Annotated in this window: 11 protein-coding genes and 1 CRISPR repeat array (1 of these 12 only partly in view); all 11 genes read left to right on the top strand. The window is 60.2% G+C overall.

Annotated features, from left to right (window positions below; all coding sequences use genetic code 11):
* Window positions 1-5 precede the first annotated feature (5 nt).
* Genes cas7c through cas2 form a run of 11 tightly spaced genes read left to right on the top strand, consistent with a single transcriptional unit; the run spans window position 6 to window position 10079 of the window.
* Window positions 6-995 (top strand): type I-C CRISPR-associated protein Cas7/Csd2, encoded by a 990-nt coding sequence (gene cas7c, locus Q0X23_RS15435; protein WP_297861090.1) that lies wholly within the window; start codon window positions 6-8, stop codon window positions 993-995.
* Complete coding sequence (gene cmr1, locus Q0X23_RS15440) at window positions 988-2280, top strand: type III-B CRISPR module RAMP protein Cmr1 (RefSeq protein ID WP_297861091.1); 1293 nt, start codon at window positions 988-990, stop codon at window positions 2278-2280. The genes cas7c and cmr1 overlap by 8 nt, the downstream gene beginning before the upstream one ends.
* Complete coding sequence (gene cas10 / locus Q0X23_RS15445) at window positions 2277-3761, top strand: type III-B CRISPR-associated protein Cas10/Cmr2 (RefSeq protein WP_297861092.1); 1485 nt, start codon at window positions 2277-2279, stop codon at window positions 3759-3761. The genes cmr1 and cas10 overlap by 4 nt, the downstream gene beginning before the upstream one ends.
* Entirely contained in the window at window positions 3742-4875 is a 1134-nt protein-coding gene (cmr3, locus tag Q0X23_RS15450) for a type III-B CRISPR module-associated protein Cmr3 (protein WP_297861093.1), read from the top strand. Before cas10 ends, cmr3 begins: the two co-directional genes overlap by 20 nt.
* A gap of 14 nt (window positions 4876-4889) precedes the next feature.
* Window positions 4890-5666, top strand: coding sequence for a type III-B CRISPR module RAMP protein Cmr4 (cmr4, locus tag Q0X23_RS15455; RefSeq protein ID WP_297861094.1), 777 nt, complete (start codon window positions 4890-4892; stop codon window positions 5664-5666).
* Between the two features lie 2 nt (window positions 5667-5668).
* Window positions 5669-6058 (top strand): type III-B CRISPR module-associated protein Cmr5, encoded by a 390-nt coding sequence (gene cmr5, locus Q0X23_RS15460; RefSeq protein WP_297861095.1) that lies wholly within the window; start codon window positions 5669-5671, stop codon window positions 6056-6058.
* Complete coding sequence (gene cmr6 / locus Q0X23_RS15465) at window positions 6048-7022, top strand: type III-B CRISPR module RAMP protein Cmr6 (RefSeq protein WP_297861096.1); 975 nt, start codon at window positions 6048-6050, stop codon at window positions 7020-7022. The genes cmr5 and cmr6 overlap by 11 nt, the downstream gene beginning before the upstream one ends.
* Complete coding sequence (locus Q0X23_RS15470; RefSeq protein WP_297861097.1) at window positions 7019-8077, top strand: putative CRISPR-associated protein; 1059 nt, start codon at window positions 7019-7021, stop codon at window positions 8075-8077. The genes cmr6 and Q0X23_RS15470 overlap by 4 nt, the downstream gene beginning before the upstream one ends.
* A gap of 27 nt (window positions 8078-8104) precedes the next feature.
* Window positions 8105-8761 carry a CRISPR-associated protein Cas4 gene (gene cas4 / locus Q0X23_RS15475; protein WP_297861098.1) on the top strand — a complete coding sequence of 219 codons (657 nt, stop codon included), beginning with the start codon at window positions 8105-8107 and terminating at the stop codon, window positions 8759-8761.
* Window positions 8758-9777 carry a type I-C CRISPR-associated endonuclease Cas1c gene (cas1c, locus tag Q0X23_RS15480; RefSeq protein ID WP_297861099.1) on the top strand — a complete coding sequence of 340 codons (1020 nt, stop codon included), beginning with the start codon at window positions 8758-8760 and terminating at the stop codon, window positions 9775-9777. The genes cas4 and cas1c overlap by 4 nt, the downstream gene beginning before the upstream one ends.
* 2 nt (window positions 9778-9779) lie before the next feature.
* Window positions 9780-10079 carry a CRISPR-associated endonuclease Cas2 gene (cas2, locus tag Q0X23_RS15485; protein WP_297861100.1) on the top strand — a complete coding sequence of 100 codons (300 nt, stop codon included), beginning with the start codon at window positions 9780-9782 and terminating at the stop codon, window positions 10077-10079.
* Window positions 10080-10280: 201 nt separating this feature from the next.
* Window positions 10281-12758: a CRISPR direct-repeat array (repeat unit 37 nt; unit sequence GTTGCACTCGGGCGAAAGCTCGAGTGAGGATTGAAAC); it runs 1738 nt beyond the window's last position.

Here is a 12758-nt window from a genome sequence, read left to right on the forward strand (position 1 = left end):
TGTTTATGTCCCAGCCCATCCAGAACCGCTACGAGTTTTTGCTCTTCTTCGACGTGCAAGACGGCAACCCCAACGGCGACCCCGACTCGGGCAACGCCCCCCGCGTAGACCCCGAGGACGGCCACGGCCTGGTGAGCGACGTGGCCCTCAAGCGGCGCATCCGCAACTACGCCCAGGCCGCCGGAGCCCCCATCTTTGTGCAGCACGGCACCAACCTCAACCGCTCCATCTTCGAGGCCCACGAGAAAACCGAGGGTGGGTTCACCGCAACCAAAACCAAGGACAAGGTAGAAGCGGCCCGCCGCTGGATGTGCGGGCAGTTCTTCGACGTTCGCACCTTTGGGGCGGTGATGAGCACCGGGGCCAACGCCGGGCAGGTGCGGGGGCCGGTGCAGATCACTTTTGCCCGCAGCCTCGACCCCATCTTTCCCGCCGAGTTCAGCATCACCCGCGGCGCGGTGGCCGAGGACGTCAAGAACGCCAAAACCCTGGAAGACTACCTGCGCTGGGAGAAAGAACAACCCGAGGACAGGCTGCGCACCATGGGCCGCAAGAGCCAGGTGGCCTACGGCTTATACCTGGCCAAGGGCTTCATCAGCGCCCACCTAGCCCAGGGCACCGGCTTCAGCCAGGCCGATCTTAAGCTTTTGGTGGAAGCCCTTTTGAACATGTACGACCACGACCGCAGCGCCTCCAAAGGCATGATGGCCACCCGCCGGCTTTACCTTTTCCAGCACGTGGGCAACGGCGACCCCCACAACGCCGAGCAAAACAAGCGCCAGGCCATGCTGGGCTGCGCCCCTGCCCACCGCCTGCTCGATCTGGGCCAGGTGGTCTCGGTGGGGCGACTCGACGAAAGCAAACCCCCCCGCCGCTTCGCCGACTACGAGGTAAAAGCCGACCCCCAGAAGCTACCCAAAGGGGTGCGGATGTTGGAACTGGACGCCTGGGACGAGGCCCGCTTTGACCGCTGGATGGGAGGGCAGGATGCCTAGAACCATCCCCTTTTCGCCCCCCGAACTCAAGACACCTGCGTTGGAGACCTGGACGCTCAGGCTCAAAACCATCACGCCAATGTTCGGCGGCAGCGCTACCCCGCGCGAGGTAGACCCGGAAAACCCTGTTCGGGCGGCCAGTGTGCGCGGGCACCTGCGCTTTTGGTGGCGGGCTGTGGCGGGGGGACGGTATGCCAGTGCGAAAGAGTTGTTCGAGGCGGAGGAGGAAATTTGGGGCAGTGATGCCATCCCAGGAAAAGTTTCCATAAAGGTATTGGAGGCGAGGGCATCAGAGCCCAAGCCTTGCTGTACTTATGAGCATCCGCGAAGAGATGGGGGAACTGAGCTAAAAACCTACCCTTATTTTGGGGAGTACCCCGGATATGCTCTTTTCCCGTTTCAGGGCAAGGCCCGGAGAGACAAACAAAGTGGCGTAATAACTATTACTGAGCAGCCATCTAAGTGTCTCGAAGAAGTAAGCTTTACCCTATGCCTTTCTTTTCCTAACTACATCAAGCCCCAAGTAGAACCGGCCGTCGCCTTTTGGCTAAAGCTTGGCGGAATAGGGGCGCGTACAAGGAGAGGCTGCGGAAGCTTAGAGATTGTTGAAGATTCGCTTCCTCAAAACACGAAGCTCGAATCTTTATTGGGTCGCAAAGCAAATAGTCTTCTCACAACGGTTCCAATCGTTTGTTTTGTGGGCGAAGAGAAAGAATCGCCCATCCAAGCATGGAAAGAGGCAGTTGAGGTTTACAAGGAGTTCCGGCAAGGAAAAGATTACGCCAGAGACCCAGGCTCTAATCCCAAATCTGCAAAACTCGGACGTTCAAGGTATCCAGAACCCGATACTATTCGCGAAATGTTTTCGCAAGAGAGTTGGCGGCACGGAGTAAAACATCCAGTTAGAGGCTTTCCTCGAGCCGATCTAGGCCTCCCGATAGTTTTTCACTTTCAGGAAGAAGGCCCTAAAGATGAAAACTTCTACCTCGAGTCCAACTATTCACGCGGTTCACGGTTTGCCTCGCCGGTCATTACGAAAGCGATGAAAAAGAATAATGGCTATGCTCCGGCTATTATTCTGCTCAACGCACCTCATGTGTGGGAGGCTGGAAACTTTACGTTGAGGTTGCGTTCGGATGTGCATGTAATAAAAGAGAACTTTGTTAATCTTGATCGGCACAGTCGAGAGCACATACCACCGCTGAGAATGTTTGGCTCCAAACCGATTCGCGAAGCATTGTGGGATTTCATAAAGTCCAAGGGCTACCAGGAGGTGCGCCTATGAGCCACCTGCTCTCCATCTCCCTGGGCCCAGTGCAAGACTTCATTGCCGCCGCGCGCCGCACCACCGACCTGTACGCAGGTTCGCAGATTTTGCAGGAACTGAGCAAGCACGCCGCGCAGCACTTGGCTTCGCAGGGGGCTACGCTCATCTTTCCAGCCAACCAGAACGCCGACGGGGCCAACAAGATTCTGGCCGAGGTAAAGGACGACCCTAAGCAGCTTGCCGCGAAGACCAAAAAAGCCGTTCAGGACAGGCTATTGAGTCTCTGGGACGAGACCAAAGGCAAACTTCCCGCCGAGCAACAGAACCTGATTGACCAAGCAAGGGCCCAAGAGCAGCTTGGGTGTTTTCTCGAGTTCTACGCCGCCTGGGTGCCGCTGCCCAACAAGGAGGCCTACAGGGAGGCCCGGCTTCAGGTGGAGCGCCTCTTGGCCGGGCGCAAGGCTTTGCGGGACTTCGCCCCCACCCAGCAGAGCGACGACGGCGTGCCCAAGTCCCCCCTCGACCCCTCCTGGGCGGCGGTGATCGATCCCCGACAGTGGGGGGATGTCAACATCCGCCTGGCCGTTGGCTCCTACCGCCCACTGCGCATCAAGCCCACCGAGCACCTCGACGCCATCTCGCTCCTCAAGCGCTGTTACGGGGTGCTGAACTCGGACAAAGTGGTGGACACCCGCACCATGGCCCGGCGCTCCTGGAGGCCGGAAGCAAAGCCCGACGAGCGCTACGGCGAGGAAGACGACCATATCCCAGAGCCCCAGCCCTACCTGGCCATCCTGGTGGCCGACGGCGACCGCATGGGCGAGCTGATCGCGCGGCAGGACGACCCCAATGCCCACCGTGGGCTATCAAAAACCCTGGACGACTTCGCCAAAGAAGCCCGCAAAATTGTGCCCAAGCACAGGGGCTTTATGGTCTATTCGGGCGGGGACGATGTGCTGGCCCTCCTGCCAGTGAATCGGGCCATCGCCTGCGCCAAAGACCTCTCGGAGGAGTTTCGCCACCGGGTCAAGGGCACCCTTTCGGCAGGAATCGCCATTGTGCACTACCGCGAGCCGCTTTCCATTTCCCTGCAACATGCGCGATATGCGGAGAAAGCCGCTAAGAACGGTGGACGGAATGCCCTGGCGGTGGCCCTGCACACCCGTGGTGGCTCGCCGGTCACGGTGGTGCAGCCCTGGAACGAGCTGTCCTGGGACGAGCTGCTCGAGGCCTACCAAAACCGCCAGATTACCCGTGGCCTGGCCCATGAACTGCGCGACCTGGTGCAGGAGTGGCAGGACGACATGCGGGCCGATTACCTCCATAAGGAAGCCCAGCGGGTTCTGTCTCGCAAAGAGGCCCGCAATCTAAAAATCCCCGCACCCGCCAGCGACACCCCCACCTACCGCAAAGCCCTGCTGCGCTTTGTGGATCAGCTCATCATCGCCCGCTTTTTGAGTGGCCTTCAGGAGGAAGAGCATGCCGGAAAGAGTGCTTGAAATCCACGCCCTGAGCCCCCTGCTTTTCCGCGACGGCAGGCCCTTTAGCGCCGCCGACGGTACCGAGACCGCCGCCCGGAGCCTGAGTCTGCCCTTGCCCAGCACCGTGGCGGGCTTCGTGCGGACGCAGGTGGGGCTGGCCGAGGGCAAGGGGTTTAGCCAGGAGCACCTGCAAAATCTGCACGGCCTTCAGGTGTGCGGGCCGCTGCTGGCTCGAGACGACGAGGTGTTGCTACCCGCCCCCCGCGATGCGGTGGTGTACCGGGATGCTGAAGGCAATGCCCAGGTCATGAAGCTGACCCCCTTTAGCCCCCCCGCGGGCCCAGGCTGTGACCTGCCGGACGGCCTTTTGCCCTTGCAGATCACCCAGGACGTGAAGCCCGAATCGGGCTACAACTTCTGGACGGCCCGCAACGTGGAGCGCTGGCTATTGGACGAGAGCCTGGTGCCCGAAAATATCTCTGGCCTCCCCACCGAGACCCGCGTGCACGTGGCCATGGACCCCGTCAAGGGCAAAGCCAGGGAAGGCCAGCTATACAGCGTGGCCTACCGGCCTTTGGAGATGGGCGAGAACCCCCAAACCTACCAGCCCGCCAGCCTGCGGGTGCGGCTCTCGCTGTCCAACGGGCAGACCCCGGCCCCCATCGGCCACCTGGGGGGCGAACGCCGTCCGGTGGCGGTGGAGGTGAAGGAAAGCCTTTCCGAGCACTGGTTCGATTGCCCGGAGGCTATCAAAAAGCGCTTCGCCGAGATGGGAAAAGGGGCTCGAGTGCGGCTGGTGCTGGCCACGCCAGCCCTGTTCGAACACGGCTGGAAACCTGGCTGGATCGAGAAATCGGGCAGTGGCGAGCTTCATCTGCCTCGAGGTCTGTGCCGGGTGAAACTCAAGCTGGTGGCCGCCGCAGTGGGGCGGCGCGAGCCGGTGAGCGGCTGGAGCCTGCGGGAAAACCGGCCCAAGCGGGTGCGTTGGATGGCGCCCGCAGGCAGTGTGTATTTCTTCGAGGTGGTGGAAGGCCAACCAGCCGACCTGCTGGAAAGCTGGCTCAGGCCCATTAGCGACCTCAAGCAAGATCGCAAGGACGGCTTTGGACTGGCCCTTTGGGGAGTGTGGTGAACATGCACGCAAAGATGATTTTTTGGCAGGCCCTTACGCCGGTGCACCCCGGCACCGGGCAGGACAGCAGCAGCGTGATTGACCTTCCCGTAGCCCGCGAAGCGGCCACGGGTTTTCCGGTGATACCGGCCAGCAGCCTTAAGGGGGTGCTGCGCGATGGGCGCGATGATGAGCAAAGCAATAGACTTTTCGGCTCCTTAGAAAATGCAGCCGAACTGACCCTGACCGATGCCCGCCTCTTGTTGCTGCCGGTGCGCTCGTATGCGGGCACCTTTGCTTTCCTGACCTGCCCGCTGGTGCTCGAGCGGCTCAAACGCGACCAGAAGGCCTTGGGGCTTCCTGAGCTGAAAGCTCCGATACCGAACCCGGGACAGACCGAAGCTCTCGTACCCAAGAACACTCAAATTGTGCATGCTAACCAGGTAATCCTCGAGGACATAGACCTGAGTGCCACTGTCGGAGGCGCAGAAGCGCTGGCGCAGGAACTGGGGCAACTGGTCTTTGGCGCGGAGTCGAGCTACTTTGTGGGGCGCTTTGCATTGGTATCCAACGAAGTGTTCGATTACTTTTGCGAGATGGGCCTCGAGGTCATCGCCCGGGTACGCCTGGAAAACGAGAGCAAAACCGTAGCCAACGGCGCTTTGTGGTACGAGGAAGCCATCCCTGCCGAGACGGTGTTCTCGAGCTTCGCCATCGGCAATGGGTTCGAGGAACTGAACCGGCCCTACATCCAGATAGGCGGCCAGGCCAGTGTGGGCCGGGGGCTGTTGCGGCGGTTGGGGGGTGAGTAGCCATGTCCCAAACACGCAGCCAAAAGGACATGCAGCAGGCGCTGGAGCTGGTGAGCAGCCTCGAGCGGGCCGACCCCGAGGTCAAGCGCATCTACGGCGGCCTCTGCCACAGCTTCCCGGTGATGGTCCTGCAGAGCGGGCTGTGCCAGGCCGTGGCCTTCAGCGCTGATAAAGCCAGCGGCGACGGTAAGCGGGCCCAGGCGCACCAGCATTTGCTTGAGCACCTCGGCGAGATGCTGGGCGTAAGGGGCAAGCTGCTGGAGGCGTTGCAGTCGGCACCCACGCCCCTGTACATGCACCACACCCGGCGGGTGCTGGAAGCGTGGGTGTACTTCAAGCGCTTTGCGGTAAGCGTACTCGAGGTGCAAGCGGGGGAAGACCATGAGAAATAGTCTGCGCGCGCTGGGGGCCATCTCCCATGCCGGGCTTGCGCTTTACAAGGGCCTGAAGGGGTTTGAACCCCAAGACAAGCAGAGCCTGCTCGAGGCCATCGTGCAAACCCCCATCGGCTCTGCCTACCCAGAGGCCTTCCAGCGCTGGAAGGCTGCCCTCAAAGATGCAGTCTTCCTCGAGGCCACCACCCGCACCCCGCTGGCCATCGGCCTGGGCAACAGCAGCCCCCTGGAAAACGGCCTTTCCATTCACCATACCTACGGTACGCCCTACCTGCCGGGCAGCGCCCTGAAGGGCCTGCTGCGCCGGGCCGCCGAGCGCTTTGGCCTGAGCGAATCGGAGAAAGCGGTTCTGCTGGGTGAAGGCCCCGACCCCAAGCAAAAGAAGCCGGGGAACGCCGCTTATCTGGTCTACTGGGATGGCTGGCTGGATCCGGCCAGCGCCCAGCCCTTCCAGCAGGACGTGATCACTGTCCATCACCAAGAGTATTACAGCACACGCGGACAAGTCTGGCCCACCGACTTCGACGACCCCAACCCGGTGGCCTTTCTCTCGGTAAGGCCAGGGGTGAAGTTCCATATTCCCATCACCTGCCCCGCCGAAAACGCCCAGGACTGGCCCCACAAGGCCGCCGAGATGCTCAAGTGGGGCCTGGAGCACCTGGGGCTGGGGGGCAAGACCAATGCGGGGTATGGGTATTTTGCGGTGAAGCTACCCCCCAAGCCCAAAAGCGCGCAAGAGGAAGGGCTCGAGCTACTCAACACCTACCAAAAGCGCATCGCCGCCATCAAGCCCGCCAACGAGCGGGGAGAGCTGGATTTCTTTCTGCGCGAGCTGGCCGATAAGCCCCCAGCCGTGCGCAGGCCGGTACTGGAGGCCATCAAGAAACACTTGCAGGAATGGAAGGTTTGGAAGGAGAGCAACCCGCAGCACGCCCGCATACAGGAGCTATTGGATTTATGAGCACTGTCGTCCTCACCACCGTCGGCACCAGCCTGCTCTTCAACGCCCGCCGCGAGGGCCTGGTAGAAGACCACCAGATTCTGGCTTACCTGAAGCAAGACCCCAAAAAAGCCAGCGCCGAGACCAACTCGCTTTCGCGCATTTTGCAAAAAGGCGATGAGGTGGTGCTGCTGCACAGCGACACCTTCGAGGGCGCTAACGCCGCAAACTTGCTGAAGCTTTTCTACGAGGAGCAGGGGGTGCCTTGTGGTCGGGTGCGCATACCCGGCCTGGCCTACGAGGCCCAGGGCTTTGTGGACTTTGGCCTAAAGAACTTTGTGCGCACCCTGGCCGGCGAGATTCGTAAGGCTGCCAAGGGGCAGAAAGACGTCATCATCAACGCCACCGGGGGCTTCAAGGCCGAGATTTCCTATGCCACCGTGCTGGGGCTGGTGTTCAAGGTTCCGGTCTGCTATATTCACGAGCAGTTCAGGGAAATTGCCATCCTGCCGCCCACGCCCATCGGTTGGGATAGTAGCTTGTTTGTTTTGTATGGCGACTTTTTCGACTGGCTGAGCGAAGGCGAGGGGGGCGTGCGCCCCAAATCGGAGGTGCAACCCAGGGCAGCTCTGTTGCCCGAAGAAGCACAGGTTTTGCTGGAGGAGTTCGAGCTCGACGGAAAGCCTTACGTGGGGCTATCCCCTTTGGGCGAGGCCTACTTCGAGGCCTTTCGGGGTGAACTCGAGCAGGCCCAGACCATCCCCATCTACCTCGCGCCCAAGGCCAGGCGCACCTGGGAGGGCCTCGAGCCCGCCACCAAAGAGCGCTACCGCAAGCTGCTGGAGCGCCTGCGCCTGCCCAACCGCGCTACCAGCAGCGAACTCAAAAGCGGCGGAGGCGACGCTCTGGGGTTTCCCAAAGGGCACACGGACGAGCGGGTTTTTTACGCCGAGAAGGACGGTGCGCTGTATGTGTTCGCCCTCACCCACCACGGCCCGGAGTACGAGCGGATGTGCCAGGAGGGCTTCTACTGGCGTGATTATTCTCCGCAGGATTTCACCCTGCTCGACGAGTGAAGCCCCCAAAGCCTGTCCGGAGGCTTTATGGACGAGACGGACGACCTATTCCCCCCAATAGACCCGCCCAGCCCCGCCGAGCGGGAGCCCCTACCCCTGAGCGCCCTGGCCCAGTACACCTACTGCCCCCGCCGGGCCGCGCTGATACTGCTGGAGGGCGAGTGGGAGGACAACGAGTACACCCTGCGCGGAACCCGCGCCCACGAGAATGTGGACATTCCCGAAGGGCTCTTGCGCGAGGGGGTCTGGGTCGAGCGGGCCTTGCCCATCTGGTCGGAGCGGCTGGGGCTTTCAGGCCGGGCCGATGTGGTGGAGTTTGTGAACGGGGTGCCCTACCCGGTGGAGTACAAGGTGGGCCAGCGGTGGCCCCGCGAACTGGCCCGCAAAGCTGCCGAGGTACAGCTCTGCGCTCAGGCCTTGTGTCTGGAGGAGATGTTCGGCCAGAGCGTACCCGCCGGGGCTTTGTTTAGCAAGGCCAGCCAGCGCCGCCGGGAAGTCCTGTTTACCCCGGAGTTGCGGGCCGCTACCCTGGCCACCCTCAGCGCCCTGCGCAAGCTTTTGCGTCAGGAACGCTTGCCCCCGCCCGCAGCAGACGAACGCTGCCGCCACTGCTCCCTTCATGCGGTGTGCATGCCCGAGGTGCCCCAGGCGTTGGTGCATTTCCTCAGCCACAACCAGCCATGACTACCGAGCTGCTCAATACCCTCTACATTCAGACCCAAGGCGTATACCTGCGCCTCGAGAGCGACACCCTGCGCATCCAGCATGAGGACGTAACCCTGCGCCATGTCCCGCTGCACCACCTGGGGGGCTTGGCGCTTTTTGGCAACGTGCTGGTTTCGCCCTTTTTGCTCCACCGCTGCGCCGAGGAGGGCCTCGAGGTCGCCTGGTTTAGCGAGTCGGGCCGCTTTCAGGGGCGGCTGGCAGGGCCGGTCTCGGGGAATGTGCTGCTGCGGCGGGCTCAGTACCGGGCCCTGGATAACCCTTCGACCTGCTTGTACCTGGCCGCGCGCTTTGTGGAGGGCAAGCTTAAGAACGCTCGCCTGGTGCTACAGCGAGCCGTGCGCGAGCGGGGCGAAACCGAGGCTCTGAATCAAGCACTTTTTGAACACGAAGCGGCCCTGCGCCAGCTTCCCCAAGCCCGAACGGTGGACGAGGTGCGGGGCCTCGAGGGACAGGCGGCCAGCGCCTATTTCGCGGCTTTTGGCGATCTGTTGCTCTCGGGCGAGTTCCGCTTTGAAGGGCGCAACAAACGCCCCCCGCGCGACCCCGTAAATGCCCTGCTGGGCTTTGTGTATGCCCTGCTCACCACCCAGTGCACCGCCGCCCTGGAAGGGGTAGGGCTCGACCCCCAGGTGGGCTTTCTGCATGCCCTGCGACCCGGTCGCAACGCCTTGGCCCTGGACTTAATCGAGGAGTTTAGAGCCTGGTGGGCCGACCGGCTGGTGCTTTCGATGATCAACCGCAAGCAGCTCTCTCCCGAGCACTTCGAGGAGCGCCCCGGCGGTGCGGTTTTGCTGAGTGAGGAAGGGCGAAAGGCGGTTATCGTGGCCTTTCAGGGCCGCAGGCAGGAAACCCTACAGCACCCTTTGTTCAAAGAGCCCGTACCCATCGGGTTGCTGCCCCACATCCAGGCCCGCCTGCTGGCCCGCTACCTGCGGGGCGACCTGCCCGAGTACCCCCCGTTTGTAGGAAGGTAGATATGGAGCGGCTGGATATTCTGGTTACCTACGATGTCAACGTAACCTCCGCAGACGGCCAGACCCGCTTGGCCCGGGTCGCCAAGGTCTGCAAGAACTTTGGTCAGCGGGTGCAGATGTCGGTGTTTGAGTGCCGCGTGACGCGGGCTCAGCTCGAGGACATGGAGGCCAAACTACTCAAAATCATCGAGCCCGACAAAGACAGCCTGCGCATCTACACCCTGCCCGGAGGCCGGGAGAAGTGCTTGCGGGTACACGGCCAGGACAAGTACACCGACTTCGACGACCCCTTGGTGGTCTAGGCCACCCTGGCACTTGCTTTGCGCGAACCCCAAGCAAGTGCCAAAACCCGGGGGGGTTCGCGCAAGCCGAGAAATCGGCTAGGGGACATTGAAAACCTGTTTTCCCTTCACCTTGCCCCACCCTGCGCCGGAACCCTTTTCAGGGGGGTTCGCGCAAACGGCCTCTTGAGCTTTGTCCAGCACGCACGCTAGAATGAGGCCGTTGCACTCGGGCGAAAGCTCGAGTGAGGATTGAAACCCTGATCCGCGATGCGCTGCGCTTCCGCCGAGTCGTTGCACTCGGGCGAAAGCTCGAGTGAGGATTGAAACCTGGCAGGCCTTGGAGCAATGCTTGGAGTCCCTGGTTGCACTCGGGCGAAAGCTCGAGTGAGGATTGAAACCTGGCCGACCAGCCGCGCGATCATCCGCTCGGCGTGTTGCACTCGGGCGAAAGCTCGAGTGAGGATTGAAACTGGTAGGTCGAAGGGTATATCTTTACGCGGATGGGTTGCACTCGGGCGAAAGCTCGAGTGAGGATTGAAACACAGAAGTGCCACAAATAGCGTCCAGGACAACAAGTTGCACTCGGGCGAAAGCTCGAGTGAGGATTGAAACGTGCCGTGTGCTCAGTAAGCATTTCCTCTAAAGCGTTGCACTCGGGCGAAAGCTCGAGTGAGGATTGAAACACATAAACGTACAACCCACGGCCCACTCGAACCACAAGTTGCACTCGGGCGAAAGCTCGAGTGAGGATTGAAACCTCGAGGACGATAGCCCAGAGGGGCTTCGCACCAACGGTTGCACTCGGGCGAAAGCTCGAGTGAGGATTGAAACAGCTTATCGATGGCCTCCTGGGGGCTGCGCCCGCGGTTGCACTCGGGCGAAAGCTCGAGTGAGGATTGAAACGGCCGTTATCTGTCGGGCTATGACGACTGGATAGCGTTGCACTCGGGCGAAAGCTCGAGTGAGGATTGAAACACCTGCATCCCTATGTTGAACAAAAATTCTTTAAGTGTTGCACTCGGGCGAAAGCTCGAGTGAGGATTGAAACGCAAGCCTCACAGGTGGTATAGCGTGCGTTGTAGCAGTTGCACTCGGGCGAAAGCTCGAGTGAGGATTGAAACTCGTAGCCCAGGAACAGCCGCCGGTCGTACTCAAGTTGCACTCGGGCGAAAGCTCGAGTGAGGATTGAAACCCGCACCAGCCAATCGTCATCCGATACTAGCCGCCAGTTGCACTCGGGCGAAAGCTCGAGTGAGGATTGAAACTTGAACTGAAACAATATTGTTTTCTCTGCCCAAAGTTGCACTCGGGCGAAAGCTCGAGTGAGGATTGAAACTGCTAACGCGCAGACATTCACGATCTGCGCAAACGTTGCACTCGGGCGAAAGCTCGAGTGAGGATTGAAACAGCGCCGCTAAGGGAGAATCGGCAGCCATGTTCATGTTGCACTCGGGCGAAAGCTCGAGTGAGGATTGAAACTTCTTTAGGGCGAATCATACCATTAGAATATTTTGTTGCACTCGGGCGAAAGCTCGAGTGAGGATTGAAACAGAGATGGGCTCCACGGGAATGACTACCTTATTATCGTTGCACTCGGGCGAAAGCTCGAGTGAGGATTGAAACCTTCGAGGGGTTCTACAGGTATTACTACCTTGTTATGTTGCACTCGGGCGAAAGCTCGAGTGAGGATTGAAACCCCTGCTGGATGGCGTCGTTGAGCAACGCCACCACCGGTTGCACTCGGGCGAAAGCTCGAGTGAGGATTGAAACGCGAGAGATGCACTAATGCTCGAGTCATACTCACCGTTGCACTCGGGCGAAAGCTCGAGTGAGGATTGAAACTCCTCACCGGGGAGGACATCCCCCAGGGCTGGGCGCGTTGCACTCGGGCGAAAGCTCGAGTGAGGATTGAAACTATAGCTGTTCCAGCTTCTTCAGTACTTCCAGATCCGTTGCACTCGGGCGAAAGCTCGAGTGAGGATTGAAACGAGTGCGAGGGGCGGCTCATAGAGGTAAAGGCCGCGTTGCACTCGGGCGAAAGCTCGAGTGAGGATTGAAACTATGCGTTTAGCGTTTAGGCGTTTAGGCGCGTATACGTTGCACTCGGGCGAAAGCTCGAGTGAGGATTGAAACGCGAGAGATGCACTAATGCTCGAGTCATACTCACCGTTGCACTCGGGCGAAAGCTCGAGTGAGGATTGAAACCATCAGGAATGAAATAAACTGTATAAACATCATCTGTTGCACTCGGGCGAAAGCTCGAGTGAGGATTGAAACAGGAGAACGCCCTTGTAGAGGCTTTCCTTTTCCTCGTTGCACTCGGGCGAAAGCTCGAGTGAGGATTGAAACTAGCCATTAGGATTGACAACGATTTGGCTTGGAGGATGTTGCACTCGGGCGAAAGCTCGAGTGAGGATTGAAACAGCCAAAAAATATCTTTCGAATTCAATTAACTGTACGTTGCACTCGGGCGAAAGCTCGAGTGAGGATTGAAACGTGCATAAAATGCACAATGTCTTCAGCCAGAGATAGTTGCACTCGGGCGAAAGCTCGAGTGAGGATTGAAACTTCTAATTTATTTCCAGTAGCAATAAAATGAAGGTTGCACTCGGGCGAAAGCTCGAGTGAGGATTGAAACTCGACGACGGCGAGAAATCCCGCGGGCCCCATCCCGTTGCACTCGGGCGAAAGCTCGAG

Origin of the sequence: Meiothermus sp. (assembly GCF_026004115.1) — a bacterium.
In the GTDB taxonomy this organism is placed as follows: Bacteria; Deinococcota; Deinococci; order Deinococcales; family Thermaceae; genus Meiothermus.